The organism is Diaphorobacter sp. JS3051, assembly GCF_015832135.1.
Lineage (GTDB): Bacteria > Pseudomonadota > Gammaproteobacteria > Burkholderiales > Burkholderiaceae_C > Diaphorobacter > Diaphorobacter nitroreducens.
Window position 1 is genome coordinate 366,346 of record NZ_CP065406.1, and the last position, 24,829, is coordinate 391,174.

A 24,829-nucleotide genomic window follows, 5' to 3' on the forward strand; every position below is an offset into this window, starting at 1 on the left:
GCACGCCTGGAGGGGTCAGCCGATCAGGCGCTGCAGGCGCGCCACCGCTTCCTGCAACTGCGCCATGGAGTTGGCCGTGGAAAAGCGCACGAAGCGTTGGGTGTCGGCCGTGCCGAAGTCGCGCCCCGGCGTGATGGCCAGGTGGGCACGGCGCATCAGCTCGTAGGCGAAGTCCCAGCTGCCGGCGACGCCCAGGCGCTCGGCGGCCTGCGTGCAGTCGGCCCAGGCGTAGAAGGCGCCATCGGGCTGCACCGGCACCGTGAGGCCCAGTGCATCGAGTGCGGGGATGAAGTAGTCTCGCCGCGCCTTGAACTCTGCGCGGCGGCGTTCGTACTCGGCGATGCTGTCCGGCTCGAAGCAGGCCAGCGCCGCATGCTGCGACACCGTGCTGGCGCAGATGAACAGGTTCTGCGCCAGACGCTCCACCACGGGCACCATGGCCTCGGGCACCACCATCCAGCCCAGGCGCCAGCCGGTCATGTTGAAGTACTTGCTGAAGCTGTTGATGCTGATGATGTCCTCGCCCAGCGCCAGCGCCGTCTGGCCGAAGGCGTCGTCATAGGACAGGCCGAGGTAGATCTCGTCGATGATCGTGAGCCCACCCTTGCCGCGCACCACATCGTGGATGCGGCGCAGTTCGTCCGGCGCAATCGAGGTGCCCGTGGGGTTGGAGGGCGATGCCAGCAGCACGCCGCGTGTCTTGGTACCCCATGCGGCCTCGACCTTGGCGGCGCTGAGCTGGAAGCGCTCCTCGGCCGTGGTGGGGATCAGCACCGCTTTGCCTTCCGCCGCGCTCACGAAGTGGCGGTTGCAGGGGTAGCTGGGGTCGGGCATCAGGATCTCGTCGCCCGCGTCGATCAGCGCCAGGCAGGCCAGCTGCAGCGCGGCCGATGCGCCGGCCGTGACCACGATGCGCCGCGCCGGCACATCGACGCCAAAGCGCTCGGCATACCAGCCGCTGATGCGCTCGCGCAGCGCCTCCAGGCCCAGGGCGTTGGTGTACTGCGTGACGCCGCTGCGCACCGCGCGGTCGGCCGCCTCCACCACCAGCGGGGGCGCGGTGAAGTCGGGCTCGCCGATGTTCAGGAAGATCATCGGCTCGCGGGTGCCGGCGACCTCGCGCGCCAGGGCCTGGGCGGCCTTGGCCACTTCCATCACGTAAAAGGGTTCGATGCGCTCGGCGCGGGTGGAAAACTTCATGGCGATGCAACGTGCAGGCACCCGCCGGCTGAGGCCAGCGGCGGGTGCGCTGAGGGAACGAACAATGCGAAGAGGCGCAAGAGGGCGGGGCCTTCAGCCGCGGGCGGCGGCCTTGTCGGCCGCGACCTCGGTGGCGCGCAATTGCGGCGCCAGGCCGTTGAGCACGCCGTTGACGTACTTGTGGCCGTCGGTGCCGCCGAACTCCTTGGCCAGCTCGATGCACTCGTTGATGACCACGCGCCAGGGCACGTCCTGGCAATGTTGGAATTCGTATACGCCGATCCACATCACCGCATGCTCGATGGGCGAGATCTCGCTCATCTTGCGGTCCAGCTGGGGCGCGATCAGCTCGTCCATGTACTGGGCGGTGGTGATGCAGCCGTGCAGGAGCGCGTCGTAGTGCGCCGCGTCGGCCTTGTGAAAGCCCGACAGGTCGCGCGTGAACACGTCGATGGCGGTGGCGTCGTTGCCTCCCACCAGGTGCTGGTAGAGCGCCTGCAGGGCGAATTCGCGCGCGCGGCTACGGCCCGACTTGGAGCCGGCCTTGCGCGCGCCGGTGCCGGTGGTGCCGGTGCGCGGCTGGCGCGGCGGCCGCGCGGATGGCGTGGGGTGGGCGGAATCGGTCACGACAGCTCCTCCAGCAAGTTGGCCATTTCCACGGCCACGCGGGCCGCGTCCACGCCCTTTTCTGTCTGGCGGGCGAGGGCCTGTTCCAGGTTTTCGGTGGTGATGATGGCGTTGGCGATCGGCACCTGGTAGTCCAGGGCCAGGCGGGTCACGCCCGCGCCGGATTCGTTGGCCACCAGCTCGAAGTGGTAGGTCTCGCCGCGGATGATGCAGCCCAGCGCGATCAGCGCGTCGTACTCGTCGCGCTCGGCCAGGGCCTGCAGCGCCACGGGCACTTCCAGCGCGCCGGGCACCAGCACATGGCGGATGTGCTTTTCCTGCACGCCCAGGCGCAGCAGCTCTGCACGGCAGGCCGCGGCGAGGGTGTTGGTGATGCTCTCGTTGAAGCGGGCCTGCACGATGCCGATGTGCAGCTTCTTGCCATCGAGCTTGTCCGCGGTTCCTTTGTCTGCGCCAAACATGTCTTATTCCTTGGGGATGTAGCCGGTGATTTCGAGTCCATAGCCCACCATGCTGGGCATGCGGCGCGGCTGGCCCATGAGCTGCATCTTGGCCACGCCCACTTCGCGCAGGATCTGGGCGCCCACGCCGTAGGTGCGCAGGTCCATGCGACCGCGCTCGGGCGCCTGGGCGGCGCGGGCCGTGCCTTCGAACTGCTCCAGCAGTTGCTCGGCACTCTCGCCGCAGTTCAGCAGCACGGCCACGCCCTGGCCGTGGTGGTGGATGTATTGCAGGCTGGCGTCCAGGCTCCACGAGTGCATGCTGCGGCCCACTTCCAGCAGGTCCAGCACCGACAAGGGCTCATGCACGCGCACGGGCACGCTCTCTGCTGCGTCCCACTGGCCCTTGACCAGGGCCAGGTGCACGGCCTGGCTCGGCTCGTCGCGGAAGGCGTGCATGGTGAACTCGCCGAACGCCGTGGTGATCTGGCGCGAAGCCACCTTGCGCACCAGCGACTCGGTGCGGCTGCGGTATTCGATCAGGTCGGCGATCGTGCCGATCTTGATGCCGTGCTCGGCCGCAAACAGCTGCAGGTCCGGCAGGCGGGCCATGGTGCCGTCGTCCTTCATCACCTCGCAGATCACGGCGGAGGGGCTGCAGCCGGCCATGGCGGCCAGGTCGCAGCCGGCCTCGGTGTGGCCGGCGCGCATGAGCACGCCGCCATCCACCGCCTGCAGCGGGAAGATGTGGCCGGGCTGCACCAGGTCGGCAGCCTGGGCGTTGGCGGCCACGGCGGCCTGCACGGTGCGCGCGCGGTCGGCAGCGCTGATGCCGGTGGTCACGCCCTCGGCCGCCTCGATGGAGACGGTGAAGGCGGTGCCCATCTTGGTGCCGTTGCGCGCCACCATGGGCGGCAGGCGCAGGCGCTCGCAGCGTTCGCGCGTGAGGGTCAGGCAGATCAGGCCGCGGCCGAAGCGCGCCATGAAGTTGATGGCCTCGGGCGTGACATGGTCCGCGGCGATCACGAGGTCGCCTTCGTTCTCGCGGTCTTCCTCATCGACGAGGATCACGATGCGGCCGGCGCGCAACTCGGCCACGATGTCCTGGACGGGCGAGATGGGCGCGGGCGTGAGGGGGGTGGTCATGCAGGGCTTTCGGATGGGCCATGCGGGCCGGGGCGGTGTGCGTTCCCCGGCGGGCGGGCAACGGGCGTGCCCCCAAAGAACGGCGATGCGGCCCCTGCCGCACGGAGGAGGGACGCGCGGTCCCGAAGCGGCCAATTCTAGTCGCGCCGCCGGGCCGTTGTCCGCGCGCCGCCGCGGTAAGTCTGCCGCAGGTGGGGGCAAGCGGGCCGCAGGTTGCGCTGCCTCAACCGTACCGGTGCGCGGAGCGCGGCACAGGGGCTCAGATGGCGGGGGCCTCCAGCTTCACGTCGCTCACGGGATAGGCCACGCAGGGCAGCACGCAGCCCTCGGCCTTTTCTTCTGCCGTCAGGCCCGGCCAGTCGATGGCGTAGCGCACCTCGCCCTCCGCCAGCACGCCGATGCAGGTGCGGCAGGTGCCGTTGCGGCAGGAGCTGGGCCAGTCGATACCGCCTTGCTCCAGCGACAGCAGCAGCGGCTGCTCGGGCCAGGCATCGCACTGGGTGCCGTCGTCGCCCACGCGGGCCGTGAAGAAGGGGGCTACGGGGGAATTCATGCGAAGTTCTAAGCAAAAAGTGGCTCCAGCGCTTGTGGGGTGAGCGCTGGTAGCTATAAGAAAAAGAGCGAAAGCGTTGGGTCAGCTGCGCTGCTGCGTCTGGATCATCTTCATGGCCGAGCTGACGAGAGCGGATACCTCGGTCATGTTGCTGGGCACGATGAGCGTGGTGGTGGCGTCCGCGGCCACCTTGCCATACGCCTCCACGGCCTTTTCGGCGACCTTGAGCTGCACGGCCTGCTCGCCGCCCGGCTGGCGGATGGCGGCGGCAATGCGCTCGATGGCCTGGGCGGTGGCGTCGGCCACGGCGGTGATGGCGGCGGCCTCGCCCTGGGCGTTGTTGATGGCGGCTTGCTTTTCACCCTCGGAGCGGGCGATGAAGGCCTCACGCTCGCCGGTGGCGATGTTGATCTGTTCCTGGCGGCGGCCTTCCGAAGCGGCAATCAGCGCGCGCTTTTCACGCTCGGCGGTGATCTGGGCCTGCATGGCGCGCAGGATCTCGGCGGGCGGCGTCAGGTCCTTGATCTCGTAGCGCAGCACCTTCACGCCCCAGTTCAGCGCCGCTTCGTCGATGGCCTGCACCACCTGGGCGTTGATCATGTCACGCTCTTCGAACGTTTTGTCCAGCTCCAGCTTGCCGATCACGCTGCGCAGCGTGGTCTGGGCCAGCTGCGAGATGGCGGTGATGTAGTTGGACGAACCGTAGCTGGCGCGCATGGGGTCGGTCACCTGGAAGTACAGGATGCCATCCACCTGCAGCTGGGTGTTGTCCTTGGTGATGCAGACCTGGCTGGGCACGTCCAGGGGGATTTCCTTCAGGCTGTGCTTGTAGGCGATGCGGTCGACGAACGGGATGATGAACTTCGGCCCCGGCGTGAGCGTGCCGGCGTACTTGCCCAGGCGCTCCTTCACCCAGGCATGCTGCTGCGGCACGATCTTGACGGCGCGCGCGATGAAGATCACCGCGATGACGAAGAGGATGATGGCGATTTCCATGAGGTTTTTCTTTCTGTGCCGCGTGCGGCGGTGAAGGGCAGGGCGGATGGTAGCGAGGCCGCCCCCGGTTCCGGATGACTACAGCGGATCCACCAGCAGGCGGTTGCCCACCAGTTCGGCCACGCGGTGCGGGCCAGTGGCGGGCGTGATGCCCGGGCGGTGGATGGCGGTCCAGCTCGCGCCGCGGTACTTCACGACGGCCGTGCCGTCGGGCTGCCAGGCGTCGATGAACACCGTCTCGCCCACGTCCAGGTTCACGCTGCGGTCGGCCCGCGCGGATGGCTCGCCCGGCCGGCTGCGGCGCTTGACGTAGGCCCCCAGCACGGTGCCGGCCCCGACCAGTGCGCTCACCAGGATCTGCGCCGTGTTGCCCAGGCCCGCGTGGGCCGCGAGTGCGCCGGCCGCCAGGCCCACGGCCAGCATCAGCAGGTAAAAGGTGCCGGTGAGCAGCTCGGCCACCACGGCCACCCCGGCCATGAGCCACCAGAGCGTGGATGCGTCCAGATTCATGTGTTTTCTCCTTCCCTCTCTGTCGGGTGCGCGCCGGCGGGCGGCGCGGTGTTGTTTCCAGGTCGATGGATTCTGGGCGAAATGCTGCGGTGTTCATAGGGATAGCACGCATATTCCTTACACTGCGCGCCTCTTTCGTTTTTTTGGCCCGGTCATCGGAGGCAGCGCATGAAATTTCGCTTTCCCATCGTCATCATCGACGAGGACTATCGTTCAGAGAACACCTCCGGCCTGGGGATCCGGGCGCTGGCGCAGGCCATCGAGGCGGAAGGGTTCGAGGTCCTGGGCGTGACCAGCTACGGCGACCTGTCGCAGTTCGCCCAGCAGCAAAGCCGCGCCAGCGCGTTCATCCTGTCGATCGACGACGAGGAATTCACGCTGGGCACGGGCCAGGATCCCATCGTGCACAGCCTGCGCACCTTCATCGAAGAGGTACGCCGCAAGAACGCCGACGTGCCGATCTACGTGCACGGCGAGACCAAGACCGCGCGCCACCTGCCCAACGACATCCTGCGCGAGCTGCACGGCTTCATCCACATGTTCGAGGACACGCCCGAGTTCGTGGCCAAGCACATCATCCGCGAGGCCAAGAGCTACCTGGAGGGCGTGCAGCCGCCATTCTTCAAGGCGCTGCTGGACTACGCGGAAGACGGCTCCTACAGCTGGCACTGCCCGGGCCACTCGGGCGGCGTGGCGTTCCTCAAGAGCCCCGTGGGCCAGATGTACCACCAGTTCTATGGTGAGAACATGCTGCGCGCGGACGTCTGCAATGCCGTGGAAGAACTGGGCCAACTGCTGGACCACAACGGCGCCATCGGCGAGAGCGAGCGCAATGCCGCGCGCATCTTCAACGCCGACCACTGCTTCTTCGTGACCAACGGCACGTCCACCTCCAACAAGATGGTGTGGCACCACACCGTGGCGCCGGGCGACGTGGTGGTGGTGGACCGCAACTGCCACAAGTCCATCCTGCACAGCATCATCATGACCGGGGCGATCCCCGTGTTCCTGAAACCCACGCGCAACCACTTCGGCATCATCGGGCCCATTCCGCAAAGCGAATTCGAGCCCGCGACCATCCAGGCGAAGATCAAGGCCAACCCGCTGCTCAAGGGCGTGGACGCCAAGAAGGTCAAGCCGCGTGTGTTGACTCTCACGCAGTCCACCTACGACGGCGTGCTCTACAACACCGAGACCATCAAGGGCATGCTGGACGGCTACGTCGAGAACCTGCACTTCGACGAGGCCTGGCTGCCCCACGCGGCCTTCCACCCGTTCTACGGCAGCTACCACGCCATGGGCAAGAAGCGCGCGCGGCCCAAGCAGTCGGTGGTGTACGCCACGCAGTCCATCCACAAGCTGCTGGCCGGCATCAGCCAGGCCAGCCATGTGCTGGTGCAGGACAGCCAAACGACCAAGCTGGACCGCCACCTGTTCAACGAGGCGTACCTGATGCACACCTCGACCAGCCCGCAGTACAGCATCATCGCCAGCTGCGACGTGGCTGCAGCCATGATGGAGCCGCCCGGCGGCACCGCCCTGGTGGAGGAAAGCCTGGTCGAAGCCCTGGACTTTCGCCGCGCCATGCGCAAGGTGGAGGACGAGTTCGGCAAGGACGACTGGTGGTTCAAGGTCTGGGGCCCCGACAAGCTCGCCGACGAGGGTGTGGGCCGCGCAGACGACTGGATCATCCGCGGCGACGCCAAGGGCAAGAAGAACGGCGCGAGCAAGTGGCATGGCTTCGGCGCGCTGGCCGACGGCTTCAACATGCTGGACCCGATCAAGTCCACCATCGTCACGCCCGGCCTGAACCTGGACGGTAAGTTCGACAAGACCGGCATTCCGGCCAGCATCGTCACCAAATACCTGTCCGAGCACGGCGTGGTGGTGGAGAAGACGGGCCTGTACTCGTTCTTCATCATGTTCACCATCGGCATCACCAAGGGCCGCTGGAACACGCTGCTGGCCGCGCTGCAGCAGTTCAAGGACGACTACGAGAAGAACCAGCCCATGTGGCGCATCCTTCCCGAGTTCTGCCAGCAGCACAAGCGCTACGAGCGCATGGGCCTGAAGGACCTGTGCCAGCACGTGCACCAGCTGTACGCCAAGTACGACATCGCCCGCCTGACGACCGAGATGTACCTCTCGGACCTCACGCCCGCCATGAAGCCCAGCGACGCCTACGCCCACATTGCGCAGCGCAAGACCGAGCGCGTGGAGATCGACCAACTGGAAGGCCGCATCACCACCAGCCTGATCACGCCGTACCCGCCGGGCATTCCGCTGCTGATTCCCGGCGAGGTGTTCAACAAGAAGATCGTGGACTACCTCAAGTTCTCGCGCGAGTTCTCCAAGCTCTGCCCGGGCTTCGAGACCGACATCCACGGCCTTGTGGAGATCGAGGACGACAACGGCAACGTGCGTTATTACGCCGACTGCGTGGCGCAGGGCACGGGCGGCAGCCGCAAGCCCCGCGCCAACGACCCTGAGTCGCTGGTGCAGGTGGGCAGCGACGGCCCGTTTGGCCGCACCATCTGAAGTGCCGGCAGCGCCTCTCGCAGGAGGGGCGGGCTAAAAAGGGGCGGGCGACCGCCCCTTTTTGCTTTTGTTTTGATAGCTGGCAGCGCTTGCTGGGTGTGCGCTAGGACCTCATTTGCCTCTGTTTCTTGCTGGGCCGGGCTCCAGACTGGCCTGCCCGCCGGCAGCGGCTGCGTTGGCCGCAGAGGGCGCGTCGGCGCGCACTCGCCAGAAGCGCGCAAACCGCGGCAAGCCGCTTGCGTGGGTGCCGTTGAAGCGGTAGGTCACCACGGTGCCCACCGGCGGTGGATTGCGCCGCACCGCATCCGGCAGCCCGCTGCCCAAGCGCAGGCGCCGGCCGTCGGGCAGCGCCACCATCAGCGCGCCGGTCTGGCCCGCGTATTTGCCGCGTCCGGGCACGTGCCCTACCACCACGGCCTCCGCATCATCGAACGTCTTGAGCTTGAGCAGATCGTCGCTGCGCCCGCCACGGTAGGGCGCGTCGTCCCGGCGCAGCATCAGTCCCTCGGCGCCGGCCTTCTCCAGCCGGTGCAACTGCCCCATCAGTTCCGTGTGGCTGGACACCCGCCATTGCGCGGCAGGCTGGACCCACGGCTGGCCCAGATGGGCCACGGTGCGGCGCAGCAGGGGCAGGCGCTCGCCGAAACCGCCCGGCGCGCGCGGCAGGTCGAACACCATGTATCGCAGCGCGCGCCACCGGGCATCGTCGGGCGTGGCCTGCGCCACGGTCGCCTGCGCGGCGGCAAACTGGCCGCGGCCGGCCCACAGTTCGCCATCCATCGGTACCGGCGGCCAGCCGGTGGTGAACCACGCTGGCGCCCGGATGGGCAGGCCCTGCCGGCTGATCAGTTGCTGACCGGTCCAGAGGGCGCGCACACCGTCGTATTTTTCGCTCACCCAATAGTCCGCGACCACCACGCCCGGGTGGTAATGCTGCGCCAGCGTGGGCGAGGGCGCCGCCGGGTCCGCGGAGGAGGGCGACTCCAGGGCAGCAGCCGGCTGCGCGTTTGCTGCTCCTACACAAGCAGCTATGGCCAGCACCCAGGCCCGGCGCCGGAGGGCCAACAGTGCGAAGTGCGTTGCAGGGAGCATGGCAGGGTCCGGGTTCAGGGACTCTGGATTGTCGGTGCTGGAAGCAATATGCAAAAAAGATAGCGGCCCGCGCTTGCTGGATGGTCGCTAGAGGTCGAAGGGGTCTTTACGGTGCGGCGGGTGGATGGCAGAGAAGCCGCAACGCATGGTTCAAAGCTCCCGAGAGCGCCGGACTTCCCATGCATTCCGCCAAAGCAAAAGCCCCTGACTCTTGCGAATCAGGGGCTTTCATTGTGGTGCCGGAGACATGAATCGAACACGCGACCTTCTCATTACGAACTCCGGCACTAACTGTCTCCAATTGCTGCCAATTGCTGTCTTCACTCTAGACGACGTGATTTTAACAGCCCGCAACAAGCGGGATTAATGCCGAAATTTGGCAGCAACTGTGACATAGCTGTGACGCGGAGGGCGCGCCTGACTGGGCATCAATGGACATTGATGCGGACTCTTTCTTCATGGGCAAATTTGGGTAACGATGCTCACAATTGAAGCATTCCACATGAGGCAACGCATGGCCAGTAGACCCAAAAAATTGCCAAAAAACTCCAGAGACCTGTCACCTCGTCAGTGGGCATGGGAGTTCCTACGGTTCAACCCGGCGTATCGCGCGGCGTACTCCGAATGGATGAGTCTTCCTTTGTCTGTGCGAGACCTGAAGAGGATCGGTGGGGGAATGCCTTTGTTGGCATGCCCACCGGAAACATCCATGTCACTATTCTTTTCTCAGCCTGCGGCATTAAACGGCGAAACCGTAGCAGATTGGATTATCAGGACCGAAGAGAGTAGGCGTGAGCGCTGGTCTATCGGCCACGCGCCCTCCGTCACTCCGCAAGCGCGGTTTGGGATCAGTAAGTGGATTGACCCTGAAACAACCCCGTTGCCTAATGCTGATGAGAATATATTCGGTAGATTGACGGTAGATATTTTTGCCGATTTAAATGATCGAGAACATCCGCGTCATAAGCCTTTGGCTATTACTGTCGCTGATATTAAAAAATCTGAGGTAGTGGTAAAAATAGATGTTTTGCATCCCCTGGGATTTTTGAACGAATCTATTCGTCAAATTGTTTTGAAGCAGAGAGAGCTACTTCAGAAAATTGGCATTTCATCCTTGCATTTATATGAGGGTGCAAAATCGTTTAATCCAGCTGGTGTGTATGAGTCCTACGTAAAAATTCTTCAAAGAATCAACAATGGTGAGTCAAAGAGTGAAATTATTTACGTCACTCCAGATGGAGAGCACGTTGATTCAGATCACTCATATGCGGTCCGTACCAAAAAGCAGTACCCAGTGGCGTTAGCTCTTAGAGATGAGGGTTATAGGCACATCGCGTACTACGAAGATTTCATTGGGCAGCTGAGGGGTGTGTAGGGTAGGAAAATCTAAAAGAGCATCCTTTCCCTTAGAGAAATTGGCAGTTTTGGGCATCATTGCCAAAGGTTGAGCAGATCCTCTCAACCACTACCGATGTATCTAAGGAGTAATATGAATTCACCTCTCTCACCTGGTGAAAGTGCGTTTGTCAGATTTTTGTCGAAGAAGACGTTGAAGAGCGTTTCGTCCAAGTTTGAAAAAGAAATATTGACGGAATCTCGCTGCGGCTCTGAAGTAGTCGCCCCTGATTTATTCGTAAGCCATTGATTTTGCTGGATATTTTCTTCATTCCGGCGTATAATTTCTCCCGTTCTGATAGCGCATCCGCCTTGATTTCTGGGAGTTTCGTGCCGTGATGTTCACCTGCCCCGCCACCGACGATTTCTTCCGCTCGCGCATCGACCAGATGATCGATCTGCGCCATCCGCTGGCGGTGCTGTCTTCGCGCATGCCCTGGCAGGAGATCGAGGCGCGGGTGGCCCACCTGCTGGTGCGCAAGGCCCACGCCGGGCAGGCCATGCCCGATCTGGATTTGTTCGGCGAGAAGCCCCAGCGCCAGGCTGCGGCCAGCAAGGCCGGGCGCCCGCGCGTGGCGCTGCGCATCATGGTCTCGCTGCTGTACCTCAAGCACGCGTTCAACGAATCCGATGAGGGCGTGGTGGCCCGCTGGGCCGACACCCCGCGCTGGCAGTTCTTCTCGGGCTGCGCGTACTACGAAGACCGCCAGCCCTGCGACGCCACCACCCTGGTCAAGTTCCGTCAGTTGCTGGGCGAAGAAGGCGTGGAAGAGCTGCTGGCGCAGACCATCAACGTGGCCGTTGAACTCAAGCTGATCAAGCCGCAGGAGCTCTCTCGCGTGATCGTGGACAGCACGGTGCAGCACAAGGCGATTGCGCACCCCACCGACAGCCGCCTGCTGGAGACAGCCAGGGTCAAGCTGGTCGAAGCAGCCAAGGGTGCCGGCATCGACTTGAAGCAGACCTTTGCCAAGGAAGGCAAGGAGCTGGGCCGCAAGGCCGGGCGCTATGCCCACGCGCGCCAGTTCAAGCGCATGCGCCGCGCCATCAAGCGCCAGCGCACCATCGTCGGGCGGCTGCAGCGCGAGATCGAGAGGAAGATCGCCACTGGGGCCAGCGCCATCGGGCAAGCCGTGCGCCAAGCGCTCGCCCAGACATTGAGCAAGGCCGCGCGCATCGTGGCCCAGAGCGGCCAGCGCAAGGCGGTGGATGGACAGCCCAAGCTGTACGCCTGGCATGCCCCGGAGGTGGACTGCATCAGCAAAGGCAAGGCCAAGCAGCCCTACGAGTTCGGCGTGAAGGTGGGCATTGCCAGCACGCTCAAAGGCAACCTGATCGTGGGCGCCCGGGCCTTCCACGGCAACCCGTACGATGGTCACACCCTCACAGAGCAACTGGAGCAGGCCACGATCCTGATGCAGGACAGCGATGCAAAACCAGCGACAGCGTTCGTTGATCTGGGCTACCGGGGGGTGGATGCGGACAACCCGGATGTGCACATCGTGCACCGGGGCAAGGCCAAGCGGATCAGTGAGCAGGAAAGAAAGCTGCTCAGGCGGCGCCAGGCTATTGAACCCATCATCGGGCACCTCAAGGCCGATCACCGCATGGGTCGCTGCCACCTCAAGGGCGAACAGGGCGACCGCCTGCACGCGGTGCTGTGCGCGGCCGGCTACAACATCAAGTGGCTGCTGCGCATGATCGTCAAGAAGGGGGTGGCCTTCTTGCAGGTGGTTTTTTTGTGCCTGCTGCAAGCCAGCACACAGGAGCGTTCTTGGCTGGCCGCTGTGATGGACATGCGCTCTTGGGCTGCTGATGCCCGATCAACCCTGTGCACAGCCCTGGCCAACCGGCTGACCTTGGGGGCTGGCAGGCTCTCCCAGGCTTGAAATGAATATTTCAGGGCCGACGAAGTAAAAAAGTGGCTCTCAGTTCAGCAGTTTTCTGTGAAACATCCTGCCTTCACTGAAAATTCTCTGCGTGCATTGATATTTGCCTCCAAGCCTCGTTTGCGTGCGCGTGGCAAGGGTGGAAATGACGTTATTCCAGGCAATGGTCTCGCTAACGCAATTCGCAAAGTAGGCCGTCGAGTCCTGATCGACGAGATTGCTTTCATGGAGTGGGTTGACTCTCGTCCCACTGTCAAATAAATCACTGGTATTCATATCTATTTGATCCATGCTACGCATGGACTGGAGAAGTCATGTCTGAAATTAATGGAAATTCCGAAAAACATCTTGCATCAATCGACGGTTTGCAAGTCTGCATCACACCTTCTATAACTGCTGATCAATTGGAACGTGTGGACCTGCAGCCTTTCGCAGCAGATAAAACGCTGTCGATTCACAAGTTCTTGAAGCTGTCCGTAGAACAAGCCGAATTCCGCGCGAGCTTCCAGATCATCGACTTGAAACAGGTCTACATCAGCGCTGACGCCAAGGCCGCTCTTCGCCGTTGTTACCTGACAGAAGCGTTTTTGTTGGACAAATTCGGGGCTCACTACGCCAAAACCTTGCTCACTGTGGGCACGCGCGGCAAGCTGAAGGGAGTGACGTATTTGAATCCTGAAGCGAACGTCTACCGCCACGACACCGACAACGGACTTGAGATCATCGTTTCGGGTGTTAGTGGCGAGCGCGAAGGCAAGACTGTCCGTGAGGTCCACATCACATGCGGCCCGCGCACCACGCAGTCCGAACTGACCTCTTCGGCTGAAGTTGCACCGTCGCTGTAAATACCGATCACCAGAAAAATTCCATGACCGCAACAGCGGTCATGCCCTCGAAAGAAATTATGAAAACTACCTCCCAATCTGCGAAGGTGGCGCGTCCCGGCACGCCGATGCCGGAACCGAACCAAAGCAAGCCATTCCGCCCTCGCAGTGAGATGCGCTTGATCTCCGCCGCCAAGTTTGTGCACCTCGAAGTGCCCCGCCGCAAGAATCACTGGGGTCGTCTCATCCAGTCCAACCAGACCGGCATGCTGTTCGGCCCCCGTGGTCGCGGTAAGACCTGGGTGGCGATGAGTCTGGCCATCTGCATCAGCGCTTGCATCTCCTTCCTGGGCCGCAAAGCTCGTCGTGCACGTCGAGTGATCTACCTCGACGGCGAGATGGACCTCTTCACCCTGCGCCAGCGCATTCTGTCGCTGTGCCGCAGCTTCAATGTGGACCCTCCGGGCAATCTGAAGCTCTTCACGCCTGAAGCCTTCACCGATCTGCTGCCTTCCATCAACACGGTCGAAGGTCAGCGTGCGCGACCACATCAACGCAGTGACACACGGTGGCATTGGCTAAGTAGAGCTATGGAGATGACTATCACTATTGGACAGGTGTGAACTTTATTGCTCAGAAATGAGAGTGAAAGCACGCCACAACAACACCATGATTGACTATTTCGACATAACCATAAATGGCGATGACTTTCCAGAAATTGGAAAAGCCGTCATGACACGTCACCCCGGCGGAGCCAAAACCAAGTCGTTCACTGAAGTCAAAGTATGCGCAGGCAAAGATGCTCCGCACTTTTCTGCGCGTGTAGAGAACGGTGCAGAACGCATGCGGTTTTCTGGCTCGCCAGCGCTGTGGCTGCAAGGGCACAACGGCATGGGTTCCAACGACTTTACGGGGCTGGTCAAAGCTTCCGTACTGTTGGTGTTTGAGACCCTGAAACTGGCATGTCCTGCATCCGTTATTGAGGCTCTTAACACCGGCAACTATGCCGTCGATGAAGTGCATGTAGCAGAGCACTACAGAATGCCGGAGGGCATGATTCACCGGCTTTGCGACAACATCCGCCGCTATGCCGATCCAGCTCTTGAGGCAACGCCTATCCGGCCTGGAATCGGTGTCCGGCTCCACCCGAACTCGCGTGATCGCCAGATTCTCATCTACAACAAGCACCACTACTTTTTAGATGGCCTGATAAAGCACAAACGCAAGCTATTGGGCCGCATGCCAATGGACTTTGATCGCGTTGGAACAAACCTGTATTTCGACCATATGCTTGAGCAGTTTCTTGCGGAAGGTGCGCGAATCGAGGCCCGGCTCAAGCGCTGTCTCAAGAACAAGAACCGCCTTTTCAATCATGGCTCACTCTGGCATCCGGAGACCGCTCGCTCGCTACATCTTGAGACGGTCCAGGCAATCCCTTTACAAGATTTGCCGCCTTTGGACAAGCGGGAGCTTTTGCTACAGACTGCCAAACTAGAACATCGCACTTTGATCGCATTGTGGCTTGACGGTCGCCGCCCCATGGACTTCTGCAAAAGCCCATCCACTTACTATCGCCGCCGCCAGGAGGTACTCCAGCAGTACGGCATTGATCTGTCGGTTTCTGCCCTGCGAGACGACGCTATCAACTGGGCTTCGATAACCAATCCAGCAAGCATCATGGAGCCACCAGACTGGGCGGTGGAGAGCGGTTTTGTGTATGAGCCGAGCCGCTGGATTGGCTGGCGCGATGCCACGCAAAACGAGCGTGCATGGCTTCGTGCGTAAGTAGCTGGCTGGTGGTTACGGTGCTTGAAACCACCAGCTTTTCTTGCAAAAAAGCGCTTTTTGCTGCTGTCTTCTGTTCGCCACCCCCCAAGCTGGAAATCCAACTCATTGCTTCAGCATGAGTCCGGCGAAATGGCCTCGCTTGCTAATTCGATTCCGAAGTTACCTGTGCAACAGCCTGCGCACAGAAAGCTACGCGGCTGCAGCCAGCACCCGCAGAGTTTGTTGGGTGGTGTACTTCATTGAATGCCCTTCAGAAATTCCATCGTGTCCCTGACGGCTTCAGCCTGAATCGCTTTCGCATCACCCCCGCCGCGCGATCCCGGCACCATCGCTTGGCACTCGTTGACAGCCAGTCCGAACTCCGCGCCAGTCGTCATGGGCCGCTTTTTCTTGAAGTCGTACACGTTGTTGCCCAGGCCGCTACCGGCCTTCATGGTCATATACAACTCCATGTCGCAGTTCTTGGCGCTGGTGGTGCGCGGATTCACGCGATATGTGAAGTTCAGTGTGTCGAAGGCATGGCGTGCGCCCTTGAACTCCTTGTAGCGAATGTTGTTGCCCTTGGCGATTAGTTCGTCGTACCAACGGCGGCACACCGCCACGTCCTGGGCTTCTTCCAACTCACGGTCGGCCAACAATACCAAGATGGGCGCGGTTGTCTTCTCGCGGTCATCAGAGCGGTATCGGATATTGCAGTTGCCGGGGTAGAACACCACATGCCCCGCGAACTTCACGGTGCTGGTATTGACCGGGTCTGACCACGTGGGCCACGCGGTATCGAATGCGGTGCTGCCGCCCCGAGAAAAGCCGATGTTGAAGATGCGCGCCGCATCAATCTGTGGATGGGTCACCAGCATCCGCAATGCGTTCATGGTGTCTGCCACGTGGGCGGGGTACGGAACCAGTTCTTGGTTGGAATTGGTCTCCACCACACCCCGAGGCTTATAGCTGTCGGCGATCAGCACCGCATAGCCTGCGGCATTTAGCTCCTTGGCCCACACGTCATAGAGATTGCTCTCGACACCGCCGCTGCCGTGGCTAAGCACCACCGCTGGCACCTTGGTGTCTTTGGGAATGCTCTTCGGCATCAGTAGCTCAGCGGGAATAGTCGCCACGGTAGTGCCTGCAAGCAATTGCCGCGCATAGAGATGCCGGTTGGGCGGAGTGATGGACTCGTATTCAAACCGGCCCGTCTGGCCAGCGCTGAGGTCTTTCAAGGACCCTGCAGGGCTCAACATCGGGAGCACAGCCGCAGCCAGCGCAAGTAAAAGACGGCGGCTCATTTGGCTGCTTTCAAGAAGGCCAGCACGTCTTGAACAGCTTGCTCTCGGGCCTTATCGTTGCTTTCCACGGTGACCCAGGACGTCTGCCTGCACTTTGGTACGTAGGCGTTCCATTCCGCGTTATCGGTGAAGGTCTTGCCCGAATATTTGTCGTGAGCTGGACCCCAACTGCGGTCGTTTGCGCCGTAGGGCATTCGTACGTCCATGGAGCAGAGATTGAAGTTACCTTCGTTGTACTTCTTCCATGGCTGGTTGAGCCGGTCAAATACGTGCGTCGCACCCGGATAAATCTTGTAGCTCACCGGATTGCCTGCTGCGGCGTACTCATCTGCCAACTCCATGCACGGCTTAGGCAAGGTCATGTCGTCTTTTTCACCAAGAATCATGAGCAGGGGGGCAGGTAGCTTGCTGTGGTGATCCACCCGGTAGCGCATATTGCAGCCGGGGTAGACCGCCACGCTGCCGGCCCATTTCACGTTGGCGGGAACCACATGCTGCTGGTACGTCGGCCATGCAGCATCCAGTAAGGCTTGCCCGCCACGCGACCAACCCATGTGAAAGATACGGTTGCTGTCGATCTGGGGATGGGTCGCCAGCAGCTTGAGCGCATATAGGGCATCCGCAGTGTTGGCAACCGTGTTCCAAGTCAATTGCTTGGTGGGGCCGGTCACGCGGTCCTCGCCACGCGGCTTGAAGCTGTCCACTACGAACACTGCATACCCCGCGTTGTTCAGTGCTTTGGCCCACACATCGAAGTACAGGCTACTCACACCCTCACTGCCGTGCGAGAACACCACCGCTGGCACTTTGCCGCGGCTCGCTTGGGTTGGCATCAATAGATCGCCATAAACGTATCTGTCCGCTCTTCCCCGTTCTTGCTGAACTCGTAGCCACCAGGCATCGTCGAGCCTTCCATCCAACAGGAGAACGACGATGCAGCAAGATCTTCCGGCAGCTGGTGACTCGCCCCGCGGCGACGCTGTCGAATCCGGCCAGGTTCGCGACGGCGCCGAGCGCGACGACGCCTTCTGGCTCGCACACGAGGATCGCCGTCTCAGTCAAGGCATGAGCGTGCGGCAGTATTGCCACGACAACGCCCTGGCTCTGTCCACCTACCGCTATCGCCTGGCCAAGCATCGCCGCTCCATCGGCACCATGCCGGCCGCGGCCGAGGCCGCGAAGGGCTCCGCCTCCTTCATCGCGATCGGCTCGCAAAGCGTGCCGTCGATTGCAAGCGACGTGGAGATCGCTCTGTGCGGGGGCATCACGCTGCGTCTGGCGGGTGCGAGCGCCGAGCGTGTGCTTGCCCGGGTGCTGGAGCGACTGGCGTGATCCTGTCCTCGGCGATCCGCGCCTACGTCTACGCCGAAGCCGTGGACATGCGCAAGTCGATCGATGCGCTCGGCCAGATCGTCGCGATGAGCATGGGCTTGAACCCGTTGTCGGGACACGTGTTCGTGTTCATCGCGCGCCGGCGCGACAAGGCCAAGCTGCTGGTGTGGGACCGTCACGGATTCTGGGTTCTGTACAAGCGCCTGGAGCGCGGCCGCTTCGCCGATCCGGCGCGCTTGGCGGGCAACGGCATCGCCATGAGCGAGCTGGTGGCCTGGCTCGACGGCATCGACCTCAGTCGCGTGAAGCGCCTGCCGGCGGTCACAGCATCGATGGTTGCATAGTAGATCGAGCGCGATGGTGTCTAGCAATTCTCGATTCTCCGAATGGCCATGCCGCGAAGTGCATGGGAAGATCATTGCCCATGTCCACCGCCTACCTCGATCGCGCCCAGTTGCCCGACGCGGTGGAGCCTTTGAAGGACCTGGTGGTGCAGCTCGCGCAGCAGCTGCAGGCGGTGCGCGAGCAGGCCGATGCCCAGATGGCCAATCTCGCCCAGCAGCTCGCTGCCTTGCGCCACCGGATGTTCGGCCGCAGCAGCGAGGTGCTGCATGTGGGCCAGACCGAACTGTGGGTCGACACGGTCGAACTGCCCGTGCCGCCCGAGACGCGCGAGCGCGTGGGCGAGCACCATCGCCGCCGCCGTGGACGCCCCGCGATCGATCCGAGCCTGCCGCGGGTGCGCGTCGAGCACGATCTGAGCGAGCAGGAGAAGGCCCAGTTCACCCGGGTCCAGCGCATCGGCGAGGAGGTCAGCGAGACGATCGAATACACGCCAGCCAAGCTGCTGGTGCTGCAGCACGCGCGGCTGAAGTACCGCTGCGAGGACGACCAGGGCAGCAGCACCGTGCGCACCGCCAGCGCCATCACCTCGCCGCTGCCCCGCAGCAATGCCGGGCCGGGCCTGCTGGCACACGTGCTGGTGGCCAAGTACCTCGATCACAACCCGCTGGCGCGCCAGGAGCGTGGCTTTGCGCGCCTGGGCTTTGCCGCCCCGCGGCAGACGCTGTGCGACTGGACGCTGGACGGCTGCGAATTGCTGGCCCGCCTGATGCCGCCGCTAAAGGCACACGTGCTGGCCAGCCCGGTGATCCTCACGGACGACACCACCCTGGCGATGCAGGCCGCACGCGGCAGCGGCGCCGGCAAGACCATCACGGCGCGGCTGTGGTGCTACCTGGCCGGCGGGCACAAACGCGATGCAGCAGGCCAGTGGCAGCCGGTGGCGCCAGCGGCGCTGTACGACTTCACCACCGACCGCTCCGGCGCGCACCCTCGGCGCATGCTCGCCGGCTGGAAGGGGTGGCTGCAGGCCGACGACTACGCCGGGTATCACAGCCTCTTCAAAGGTGGCGACGTCATCCACTCGGCATGCTGGGCCCATGCCCGCAGACGGTACATGGAGGTGGTCAAGACCGCACCGCCCGGCGCGCCGCCTGGCGTGGCCCATGAGGCCCTGCGCTTCATCGGGGAGATGTATCACATCGAGCGGGAGATCGCCGAATCCGACCCTGATCAGAAGCGGTTGCAGCGTCAGCGTCGCAGTCGCCCGCTGCTGGCCGACTTCCACCAGTGGCTGCTGGGGCACGTCGCAGCATTGCTGCCGCAATCGGCGCTTGGCAAGGCGGTGGCCTACACCCTGAGCAACTGGCCCGCGCTGACGGCGTTCCTCGATGAGGGGATGCTGGCGGTGGACAACAATGCCAGCGAGCGGGCGATGCGGCCGATCGCCCTGTCGCGAAAGAACTGGCTCTTCGCGGGCAGCGAACGCGGCGGCCACGCCGCGGCGGTGGCCCTCAGCCTGATCGAGACGGCCAAACTCAATGGCGTGGAGCCGTACGCGTACCTGAAGGACGTGTTCAGCCGCATCAACGACTGCCGCCTCAGCCAGCTGGAACAACTGCTGCCGATGCACTGGAAGCCGGCATGATGATCGAGGACCAGGAGCGTCGGCTGCTCGATGCTCTCGGGCAGGCCAGCAGCCTGCAGCTGTACCGCCTGCAGGCCATCCTGCAGCGGATGATCACCGATCCGAAACGGGTGATCGAGATCCGCCGACAACTTCACCTGGGGCAGACGGTGCGCTACTTCGAGCTGGAGAGCGGGCAGATGCGGCCGGCGCGGGTGGTCGAGATGAAGGACAAGGAGATCCTGGTGCAAGACCAGGCCACGCTGCGGCATTGGCGACTGGCCTATGCGGCGGTGGAACCGCCCGCCTGCGCAGAGACCGACATCACGCAAGGCGCCACGGCGACCATGCCGCCGCCGGCCGCGCCCAAGCCAAGTCGCGACGACTTCCAGCGCGGGCAGAAGGTGTCCTTTGAAGATAAGCACCTGCGCGCTCAAGTCGGGGTCATCACCCGGATCAACCAGCGCACCGCCAGCATCGACACGGGCGACGGTGGGCTGTGGAAAGTTTCCTTCGCGCTGCTGCGTCACGTCGTGGACGTGTGACCACGGGCGCCGGAGCGGCGGCCGGTGCCAAGGTAGCCCTGTCTGCATCGAAAAACCCCCTGTCCATTCAGGAGGTGACGATGCCTGGCCGCGAGCCGGTCAGCAAGTACGGGGTTGGGCGGACACTTACCCATAAACCGTAACTTCAGGACCCAGCCGACCACGGATCAGTGCCCAGCGGTGGTCGGGCGTGGAAGAAGTGAACTCGATGCGGCCGGATTGACCGCCACTGAGGTCTAACAGCGGCGCTGCTGTAGCGCTTTCCACGAAACAGGAGCTAAAAGCAGAACACACAAACGCGATGTAGCCGCAAGCAGCGTTTTGCAATTTTTTTGCCATCTCCGTCCTCTTATCTGAATTTGAAAGTCTCTCACAATGAAGAATTTACTCTGTCGTATTTAAGTCGTCATTGAGGCATTTTTGCCTCAATGGAATCCACGCCAGCCACCGCCAAGAAGAAGGTCGCAGCCGACCGTCATCCGCTGGCCGTGGCTTTTGGTGAGTACCTGAAGAGCGTGCGTAAGGAAAGTGACAAGTCTCAGGCTGAATTGGCCTTCGATGCGGCCATGGATCGCACTTATGTGTCACTCTTGGAGAGAGGTCTCTCTGCGCCTTCACTGCTGGTTCTGGACTCGCTGGCGAAGGCACTTGGCATGACTATGACCGACTTGATGGCTGGCTTTGAGGCACAGCTGCCAAAGAGCCTTCGCCGCACGTCTGTGAAGCGCCGGGTCAATGAGGCGTCACTCGCCAAAACCGGAGCAGATCGGCCGCAGGGTACACGTCGATCACCGCTGCGTTAAGGATGCCCTGAATAACTCGAATGCGTAAGTGCTACAAGGTCACCGGTTTCAGATAGTGCGATGGATGGCGTTTAGCCTGGGTCTTCGCACCACTTTCCACGCCCTTGCGGGCCATCTGCACCGCCTTTGCGGCCATTTGCCTGATTTCAGGGGCACTCATCCCTGCGCCTCCAGCAATTGATGGCGCACCATCCAAAGATTGGACAGCGCAAACAGCGTCTTGAGCTGCAACGTGTTCTTCTTCAATCCCCGGTAGCGCACCTTGGTGTATCCAAACTGTCGTTTGATCACCCTGAAGGGATGCTCCACCTTGGCACGGATGCTCGCCTTGATCTTCTCCACTTGGTCTATCAGCGCGTCAACGGGGTTGTTCTCTTTGTCCAGCGCTCTGCGTTTGCCTGGGCGCATCGCGATGTGCCACCGCACTGCCTCCTTGGCATCCGGGCGCTTGTCGATACCTTGGTAGCCCGCATCACCAAACCCGTCTGTCTCCTGCCCGTGCAGCAAGCTGTTGCCCTCTACAACGTCGGCCACGTTACCCGAGGTGCCTATGACGGTATGCACGAGTCCCGAGTCCGCATCCACGCCAATATGTGCCTTCATGCCAAAGTGCCATTCGTTGCCCTTTTGGCTCGAATGCATCTCTGGATCGCGCTTTCTGTCCTTGTTCTTGGTAGAGCTAGGCGCTGCGATCAGTGTGGCATCGACCGCAGTGCCTGCCTTGAGCAGCAAGCCCTGGGCTGCCAGAAGCTCGTTGACAGTGGCCAGAATCTGCTCGGCCAGCTTGTGTTTCTCCAGCCGATGACGAAACCTCAGGATGGTGCTCTCGTCAGGCACCCTCCCATGGACATCAAGACCTGCAAACTCCCGGTAGATCGGGGTGTCAAAGAAGGCCTCTTCCATCGCCAGATCTGACAGGGTGAACCACTGCTGCATGCAGTGGATGCGCAGCATGGTCTCCAGGGCAAAGGGTGGGCGGCCGTTCTTGCCTTCGGGGTAATAGGGCGCAATGAGTTCGACCAGAGCAGCCCAGGGAACCACCAAATCCATCTGGATCAGCAGTTCTTGCTTGCGGGTCTTTTTGGTGCTCAGTTTCAGGTCAAGGCTGCTTTGCTTCATGGGCGGGGAGGATGCCATGACTTCCTGGCTTCTAGCAGACTGCGTTCGGGGTTTTGCAGGATTTCCTTAGATGTTCAGATCGCGACTCTAAAACACGATCCCAAGCCGTTAGGGATGCCCTGAATAACTCGAATGCGTAAGTGCTACAAGGTCACCGGTTTCAGATAGTGCGATGGATGGCGTTTAGCCTGGGTCTTCGCACCACTTTCCACGCCCTTGCGGGCCATCTGCACCGCCTTTGCGGCCATTTGCCTGATTTCAGGGGCACTCATCCCTGCGCCTCCAGCAATTGATGGCGCACCATCCAAAGATTGGACAGCGCAAACAGCGTCTTGAGCTGCAACGTGTTCTTCTTCAATCCCCGGTAGCGCACCTTGGTGTATCCAAACTGTCGTTTGATCACCCTGAAGGGATGCTCCACCTTGGCACGGATGCTCGCCTTGATCTTCTCCACTTGGTCTATCAGCGCGTCAACGGGGTTGTTCTCTTTGTCCAGCGCTCTGCGTTTGCCTGGGCGCATCGCGATGTGCCACCGCACTGCCTCCTTGGCATCCGGGCGCTTGTCGATACCTTGGTAGCCCGCATCACCAAACCCGTCTGTCTCCTGCCCGTGCAGCAAGCTGTTGCCCTCTACAACGTCGGCCACGTTACCCGAGGTGCCTATGACGGTATGCACGAGTCCCGAGTCCGCATCCACGCCAATATGTGCCTTCATGCCAAAGTGCCATTCGTTGCCCTTTTGGCTCGAATGCATCTCTGGATCGCGCTTTCTGTCCTTGTTCTTGGTAGAGCTAGGCGCTGCGATCAGTGTGGCATCGACCGCAGTGCCTGCCTTGAGCAGCAAGCCCTGGGCTGCCAGAAGCTCGTTGACAGTGGCCAGAATCTGCTCGGCCAGCTTGTGTTTCTCCAGCCGATGACGAAACCTCAGGATGGTGCTCTCGTCAGGCACCCTCCCATGGACATCAAGACCTGCAAACTCCCGGTAGATCGGGGTGTCAAAGAAGGCCTCTTCCATCGCCAGATCTGACAGGGTGAACCACTGCTGCATGCAGTGGATGCGCAGCATGGTCTCCAGGGCAAAGGGTGGGCGGCCGTTCTTGCCTTCTGGGTAATACGGCGTGATGAGCTCGACCAACGCAGCCCAGGGAACCACCAAATCCATCTGGATCAGCAGTTCTTGCTTGCGGGTCTTTTTGGTGCTCAGTTTCAGGTCAAGGCTGCTTTGCTTCATGGGCGGGGAGGATGCCATGACTTCCTGGCTTCTAGCAGACTGCGTTCGGGGTTTTGCAGGATTTCCTTAGCTGAACTCGTGCAAGTCTCGCAGTCCTTCTCCGATTTCGTAGAGAGAGCCATGAAGAAGGCGCAATTTGAGCGGCAACGCACGCCTAACATTTTTGTTGAGCAACTTGAGGCACTTTGCGGCCTCAACCAGAACCATTAATTAGGAGGAAAGGCATGCCGCTTGGACTGCTCCATCAGGTCGGACATAACGCGAACTGGAACATTGAGTCTTTTCTTAGCGAGCGGTGCGGAGACGGACTTGTACTGAGCCCACTTCACCAAGCGCTGCCGACAATCGAAAAGCTCGCTCCTGCGACGCGGGCCGCGTCGCTTTTCGACCCTCAGTTCTATCTGCCGAATTCCCGCAAGCGAAAGCTGCTGTCTTATCCTTTTTTTCCTGAGCAGGCATCAGGGGGCTTTCAAACCGGGACATTTGCTGAACACTCGTCCCAAGTCGCGCAGGCCTGTGTGGATTTCCAGATCGACCAGGGCTTTCGCAAGATCGTAGTTCCGACCCGCTTCCTGAAGGAGATGTATCCCGAGTACTTTCAGATGCAAGAGGAGTTCTCGGTTAACCCATTTCTTGCCGTTGCTGGCAACAGACCGCTATGCCTGTCGCTCGCTGTCAAGGCAAGCATGATTAGGCATGCCAGCTGGCGTAGGATGCTCCTTGATTGGATTACTCATTTCCACCAAGTGGACGAGCTCTATCTCATGTATGAGTTTGAGCGAGACACCAAACAGGTACAAGACGCTGACTTTTTGAGGGAGACCTTGCGGTTTTTCAGGGAGGTGATGGGGACCGGACTACAACTGACGATTGGCTACACGAACACAGAAGGCCTGCTTTACTCTGCCATCGGTGATCCCAACATCACGATGGGCGCATTTGAGAACACGCGCATCTTCTCGGAAGACAAGTTTGTTGAATCCGACGGTGCTGTACGAGGGCCCAAAGCGCGTATATATCTGGCTGGACTTTTGAACTGGGTTCAGTTTGAAGATGCCCAACGCATTCGGACACTAGCGCCGGAAATATGGCGACAGGTATATCACCCCACTGAGTGGGCTGAGAACGCGCTATCACAGGCGGTGGAGCCTACGTTTAACCAACCTGCGCTTTACAAGCACTATTTCCTCAACATGCAGGCTCACGTTAACGAGTTGCGTGCGATGAGCTTGGATGAACGACGGTCAATGCTCAAACGTCGGGTAGCTCATGCACAGCGGATGTATCAGGCGTTAGAGTCTCGCCTTCCGCTTGAACGACATGGGAGAAACGGCCACCTTGCCTCATGGGCGGAAGCCCTAGAAACGTTCTAGTAAAGGCCGCTTTGCCACTACCCGGGCAGCCAACACTGCCTGAGCCTGCCATCTTTTGGCGATGCTCATTGGGCCTCCGAAGACAGCGGCTGAGTGGATGTAGAGTCCAGCTTGGCAGTCAACGGACGCCAAACCTACACCGAGAGACTTGAACCTGCCAATCTGGGCTAGTGCAG

Annotated in this window: 26 protein-coding genes and 2 pseudogenes; 13 read left to right on the plus strand and 15 right to left on the minus strand. The window is 61.6% G+C overall.

Going from position 1 to position 24,829, the window contains the following annotated elements; translation table 11 throughout:
• Nucleotides 1-15 precede the first annotated feature (15 nt).
• The 7 genes from I3K84_RS01740 to I3K84_RS01770 all read right to left on the minus strand — a co-directional run bounded on the left by I3K84_RS01740 (nt 16) and on the right by I3K84_RS01770 (nt 5,472).
• Complete coding sequence (locus tag I3K84_RS01740; protein WP_015913683.1) at nt 16-1,200, minus strand: pyridoxal phosphate-dependent aminotransferase; 1,185 nt, start codon at nt 1,198-1,200, stop codon at nt 16-18.
• A 93-nt stretch (nt 1,201-1,293) separates the two neighbouring features.
• A complete protein-coding gene (gene nusB, locus I3K84_RS01745) occupies nt 1,294-1,827 on the minus strand; it encodes a transcription antitermination factor NusB (protein WP_196995376.1) in 534 nt (177 codons plus the stop codon).
• Entirely contained in the window at nt 1,824-2,288 is a 465-nt protein-coding gene (ribH, locus tag I3K84_RS01750) for a 6,7-dimethyl-8-ribityllumazine synthase (protein WP_172207267.1), read from the minus strand. Before ribH ends, nusB begins: the two co-directional genes overlap by 4 nt.
• A gap of 3 nt (nt 2,289-2,291) precedes the next feature.
• Nucleotides 2,292-3,413, minus strand: coding sequence for a bifunctional 3,4-dihydroxy-2-butanone-4-phosphate synthase/GTP cyclohydrolase II (ribBA, locus tag I3K84_RS01755; protein ID WP_196995377.1), 1,122 nt, complete (start codon nt 3,411-3,413; stop codon nt 2,292-2,294).
• Nucleotides 3,414-3,672: 259 nt separating this feature from the next.
• A complete protein-coding gene (locus I3K84_RS01760; protein ID WP_011805921.1) occupies nt 3,673-3,966 on the minus strand; it encodes a 2Fe-2S iron-sulfur cluster binding domain-containing protein in 294 nt (97 codons plus the stop codon).
• Nucleotides 3,967-4,047: 81 nt separating this feature from the next.
• Nucleotides 4,048-4,962, minus strand: a complete 915-nt coding sequence (locus I3K84_RS01765; protein ID WP_011805920.1) for an SPFH domain-containing protein — start codon at nt 4,960-4,962, stop codon at nt 4,048-4,050.
• A 78-nt stretch (nt 4,963-5,040) separates the two neighbouring features.
• Complete coding sequence (locus tag I3K84_RS01770; RefSeq protein ID WP_011805919.1) at nt 5,041-5,472, minus strand: NfeD family protein; 432 nt, start codon at nt 5,470-5,472, stop codon at nt 5,041-5,043.
• A 168-nt stretch (nt 5,473-5,640) separates the two neighbouring features.
• Here I3K84_RS01770 and I3K84_RS01775 point away from each other — a divergent pair, with 168 nt between their 5' ends.
• Nucleotides 5,641-8,010: an arginine/lysine/ornithine decarboxylase gene (locus I3K84_RS01775; protein ID WP_196995378.1), complete on the plus strand. Its 2,370-nt coding sequence runs from the start codon at nt 5,641-5,643 to the stop codon at nt 8,008-8,010.
• 111 nt (nt 8,011-8,121) lie between these two features.
• On the opposite strand, the gene I3K84_RS01780 is transcribed toward I3K84_RS01775, so the two are convergent.
• Nucleotides 8,122-9,102: a DNA ligase gene (locus tag I3K84_RS01780; protein ID WP_196995379.1), complete on the minus strand. Its 981-nt coding sequence runs from the start codon at nt 9,100-9,102 to the stop codon at nt 8,122-8,124.
• A 514-nt stretch (nt 9,103-9,616) separates the two neighbouring features.
• On the opposite strand from I3K84_RS01780, the pseudogene I3K84_RS22520 reads away from it, so the two are divergent.
• From I3K84_RS22520 to I3K84_RS01805, 6 genes and pseudogenes are all read left to right on the plus strand, one after another.
• Nucleotides 9,617-9,676: pseudogene (locus tag I3K84_RS22520) on the plus strand (hypothetical protein); the annotation flags it as partial.
• A gap of 135 nt (nt 9,677-9,811) precedes the next feature.
• A complete protein-coding gene (locus I3K84_RS01785) occupies nt 9,812-10,477 on the plus strand; it encodes a hypothetical protein (protein WP_196995380.1) in 666 nt (221 codons plus the stop codon).
• Nucleotides 10,478-10,835: 358 nt separating this feature from the next.
• Nucleotides 10,836-12,288 (plus strand): annotated as a pseudogene (locus tag I3K84_RS01790) (IS5 family transposase).
• A 412-nt stretch (nt 12,289-12,700) separates the two neighbouring features.
• On the plus strand, nt 12,701-13,231 hold the full coding sequence (locus I3K84_RS01795) for a hypothetical protein (RefSeq protein ID WP_196995381.1): 531 nt from the start codon (nt 12,701-12,703) through the stop codon (nt 13,229-13,231).
• A 23-nt stretch (nt 13,232-13,254) separates the two neighbouring features.
• Nucleotides 13,255-13,833 carry an AAA family ATPase gene (locus tag I3K84_RS01800; RefSeq protein ID WP_196995382.1) on the plus strand — a complete coding sequence of 193 codons (579 nt, stop codon included), beginning with the start codon at nt 13,255-13,257 and terminating at the stop codon, nt 13,831-13,833.
• A 46-nt stretch (nt 13,834-13,879) separates the two neighbouring features.
• A complete protein-coding gene (locus tag I3K84_RS01805) occupies nt 13,880-14,995 on the plus strand; it encodes a phage/plasmid replication protein, II/X family (RefSeq protein WP_196995383.1) in 1,116 nt (371 codons plus the stop codon).
• A 239-nt stretch (nt 14,996-15,234) separates the two neighbouring features.
• On the opposite strand, the gene I3K84_RS01810 is transcribed toward I3K84_RS01805, so the two are convergent.
• Nucleotides 15,235-16,215 (minus strand): dienelactone hydrolase family protein, encoded by a 981-nt coding sequence (locus I3K84_RS01810; protein WP_196995384.1) that lies wholly within the window; start codon nt 16,213-16,215, stop codon nt 15,235-15,237.
• Between the two features lie 62 nt (nt 16,216-16,277).
• Nucleotides 16,278-17,114 (minus strand): dienelactone hydrolase family protein, encoded by an 837-nt coding sequence (locus I3K84_RS01815; protein ID WP_231403391.1) that lies wholly within the window; start codon nt 17,112-17,114, stop codon nt 16,278-16,280.
• A 100-nt stretch (nt 17,115-17,214) separates the two neighbouring features.
• Between I3K84_RS01815 and I3K84_RS01820 the strand changes: the two genes are divergently transcribed.
• The 4 genes from I3K84_RS01820 (at nt 17,215) to I3K84_RS01835 (ending at nt 20,127) form a co-directional block, all read left to right on the plus strand.
• A complete protein-coding gene (locus I3K84_RS01820; protein ID WP_196994976.1) occupies nt 17,215-17,613 on the plus strand; it encodes a hypothetical protein in 399 nt (132 codons plus the stop codon).
• A complete protein-coding gene (tnpB, locus tag I3K84_RS01825) occupies nt 17,610-17,957 on the plus strand; it encodes an IS66 family insertion sequence element accessory protein TnpB (protein WP_196994975.1) in 348 nt (115 codons plus the stop codon). The genes I3K84_RS01820 and tnpB overlap by 4 nt, the downstream gene beginning before the upstream one ends.
• An 80-nt stretch (nt 17,958-18,037) precedes the next feature.
• Nucleotides 18,038-19,603 carry an IS66 family transposase gene (locus tag I3K84_RS01830; protein ID WP_196994974.1) on the plus strand — a complete coding sequence of 522 codons (1,566 nt, stop codon included), beginning with the start codon at nt 18,038-18,040 and terminating at the stop codon, nt 19,601-19,603.
• A complete protein-coding gene (locus I3K84_RS01835; RefSeq protein WP_196994973.1) occupies nt 19,600-20,127 on the plus strand; it encodes a hypothetical protein in 528 nt (175 codons plus the stop codon). Before I3K84_RS01830 ends, I3K84_RS01835 begins: the two co-directional genes overlap by 4 nt.
• A gap of 126 nt (nt 20,128-20,253) precedes the next feature.
• Here I3K84_RS01835 and I3K84_RS01840 read toward each other — a convergent pair whose 3' ends face one another.
• Nucleotides 20,254-20,466, minus strand: a complete 213-nt coding sequence (locus I3K84_RS01840; RefSeq protein WP_231403392.1) for a hypothetical protein — start codon at nt 20,464-20,466, stop codon at nt 20,254-20,256.
• Nucleotides 20,467-20,555: 89 nt separating this feature from the next.
• Between I3K84_RS01840 and I3K84_RS01845 the strand changes: the two genes are divergently transcribed.
• On the plus strand, nt 20,556-20,930 hold the full coding sequence (locus tag I3K84_RS01845; RefSeq protein ID WP_196995385.1) for a helix-turn-helix domain-containing protein: 375 nt from the start codon (nt 20,556-20,558) through the stop codon (nt 20,928-20,930).
• A 31-nt stretch (nt 20,931-20,961) separates the two neighbouring features.
• Here the strand turns inward: I3K84_RS01845 and I3K84_RS22405 are convergent, their stop codons facing one another.
• The 4 genes from I3K84_RS22405 to I3K84_RS01855 all read right to left on the minus strand — a co-directional run bounded on the left by I3K84_RS22405 (nt 20,962) and on the right by I3K84_RS01855 (nt 23,280).
• Nucleotides 20,962-21,090, minus strand: coding sequence for a hypothetical protein (locus tag I3K84_RS22405; protein ID WP_255352815.1), 129 nt, complete (start codon nt 21,088-21,090; stop codon nt 20,962-20,964).
• Nucleotides 21,087-22,049, minus strand: coding sequence for an IS5 family transposase (locus I3K84_RS01850; protein ID WP_196995386.1), 963 nt, complete (start codon nt 22,047-22,049; stop codon nt 21,087-21,089). Before I3K84_RS01850 ends, I3K84_RS22405 begins: the two co-directional genes overlap by 4 nt.
• Nucleotides 22,050-22,192: 143 nt before the next feature.
• The gene (locus tag I3K84_RS22410) at nt 22,193-22,321 is read right to left on the minus strand and encodes a hypothetical protein (protein WP_255352815.1); all 129 of its coding nucleotides are present in this window, start codon (nt 22,319-22,321) and stop codon (nt 22,193-22,195) included.
• The gene (locus tag I3K84_RS01855) at nt 22,318-23,280 is read right to left on the minus strand and encodes an IS5 family transposase (RefSeq protein ID WP_196995044.1); all 963 of its coding nucleotides are present in this window, start codon (nt 23,278-23,280) and stop codon (nt 22,318-22,320) included. The genes I3K84_RS22410 and I3K84_RS01855 overlap by 4 nt, the downstream gene beginning before the upstream one ends.
• A gap of 224 nt (nt 23,281-23,504) precedes the next feature.
• On the opposite strand from I3K84_RS01855, the gene I3K84_RS01860 reads away from it, so the two are divergent.
• Nucleotides 23,505-24,653, plus strand: coding sequence for a hypothetical protein (locus tag I3K84_RS01860; RefSeq protein ID WP_196995387.1), 1,149 nt, complete (start codon nt 23,505-23,507; stop codon nt 24,651-24,653).
• Nucleotides 24,654-24,829 lie beyond the last annotated feature (176 nt).

What these genes read in the sequence shown, in the direction of transcription:
- I3K84_RS01770 (WP_011805919.1), bottom strand. Translation starts at nt 5,472, where the DNA reads ATGAATCTGGACGCATCCACGCTCTGGTGGCTCATGGCCGGGGTGGCC.
- ribH (WP_172207267.1), bottom strand. Translation starts at nt 2,288, where the DNA reads ATGTTTGGCGCAGACAAAGGAACCGCGGACAAGCTCGATGGCAAGAAG.
- I3K84_RS22410 (WP_255352815.1), bottom strand. Translation starts at nt 22,321, where the DNA reads ATGAGTGCCCCTGAAATCAGGCAAATGGCCGCAAAGGCGGTGCAGATG.
- I3K84_RS01840 (WP_231403392.1), bottom strand. Translation starts at nt 20,466, where the DNA reads ATGGCAAAAAAATTGCAAAACGCTGCTTGCGGCTACATCGCGTTTGTG.
- I3K84_RS01760 (WP_011805921.1), bottom strand. Translation starts at nt 3,966, where the DNA reads ATGAATTCCCCCGTAGCCCCCTTCTTCACGGCCCGCGTGGGCGACGAC.
- I3K84_RS01775 (WP_196995378.1), top strand. Translation starts at nt 5,641, where the DNA reads ATGAAATTTCGCTTTCCCATCGTCATCATCGACGAGGACTATCGTTCA.
- I3K84_RS01785 (WP_196995380.1), top strand. Translation starts at nt 9,812, where the DNA reads ATGTCACTATTCTTTTCTCAGCCTGCGGCATTAAACGGCGAAACCGTA.
- I3K84_RS01765 (WP_011805920.1), bottom strand. Translation starts at nt 4,962, where the DNA reads ATGGAAATCGCCATCATCCTCTTCGTCATCGCGGTGATCTTCATCGCG.
- I3K84_RS01820 (WP_196994976.1), top strand. Translation starts at nt 17,215, where the DNA reads ATGCAGCAAGATCTTCCGGCAGCTGGTGACTCGCCCCGCGGCGACGCT.
- I3K84_RS01805 (WP_196995383.1), top strand. Translation starts at nt 13,880, where the DNA reads ATGATTGACTATTTCGACATAACCATAAATGGCGATGACTTTCCAGAA.
- I3K84_RS01740 (WP_015913683.1), bottom strand. Translation starts at nt 1,200, where the DNA reads ATGAAGTTTTCCACCCGCGCCGAGCGCATCGAACCCTTTTACGTGATG.
- I3K84_RS01860 (WP_196995387.1), top strand. Translation starts at nt 23,505, where the DNA reads ATGCCGCTTGGACTGCTCCATCAGGTCGGACATAACGCGAACTGGAAC.
- I3K84_RS01850 (WP_196995386.1), bottom strand. Translation starts at nt 22,049, where the DNA reads ATGAAGCAAAGCAGCCTTGACCTGAAACTGAGCACCAAAAAGACCCGC.
- I3K84_RS01845 (WP_196995385.1), top strand. Translation starts at nt 20,556, where the DNA reads ATGGAATCCACGCCAGCCACCGCCAAGAAGAAGGTCGCAGCCGACCGT.
- ribBA (WP_196995377.1), bottom strand. Translation starts at nt 3,413, where the DNA reads ATGACCACCCCCCTCACGCCCGCGCCCATCTCGCCCGTCCAGGACATC.
- I3K84_RS01855 (WP_196995044.1), bottom strand. Translation starts at nt 23,280, where the DNA reads ATGAAGCAAAGCAGCCTTGACCTGAAACTGAGCACCAAAAAGACCCGC.
- I3K84_RS01830 (WP_196994974.1), top strand. Translation starts at nt 18,038, where the DNA reads ATGTCCACCGCCTACCTCGATCGCGCCCAGTTGCCCGACGCGGTGGAG.
- I3K84_RS01795 (WP_196995381.1), top strand. Translation starts at nt 12,701, where the DNA reads ATGTCTGAAATTAATGGAAATTCCGAAAAACATCTTGCATCAATCGAC.
- I3K84_RS22405 (WP_255352815.1), bottom strand. Translation starts at nt 21,090, where the DNA reads ATGAGTGCCCCTGAAATCAGGCAAATGGCCGCAAAGGCGGTGCAGATG.
- I3K84_RS01815 (WP_231403391.1), bottom strand. Translation starts at nt 17,114, where the DNA reads ATGCCAACCCAAGCGAGCCGCGGCAAAGTGCCAGCGGTGGTGTTCTCG.
- I3K84_RS01800 (WP_196995382.1), top strand. Translation starts at nt 13,255, where the DNA reads ATGACCGCAACAGCGGTCATGCCCTCGAAAGAAATTATGAAAACTACC.
- I3K84_RS01780 (WP_196995379.1), bottom strand. Translation starts at nt 9,102, where the DNA reads ATGCTCCCTGCAACGCACTTCGCACTGTTGGCCCTCCGGCGCCGGGCC.
- I3K84_RS01835 (WP_196994973.1), top strand. Translation starts at nt 19,600, where the DNA reads ATGATGATCGAGGACCAGGAGCGTCGGCTGCTCGATGCTCTCGGGCAG.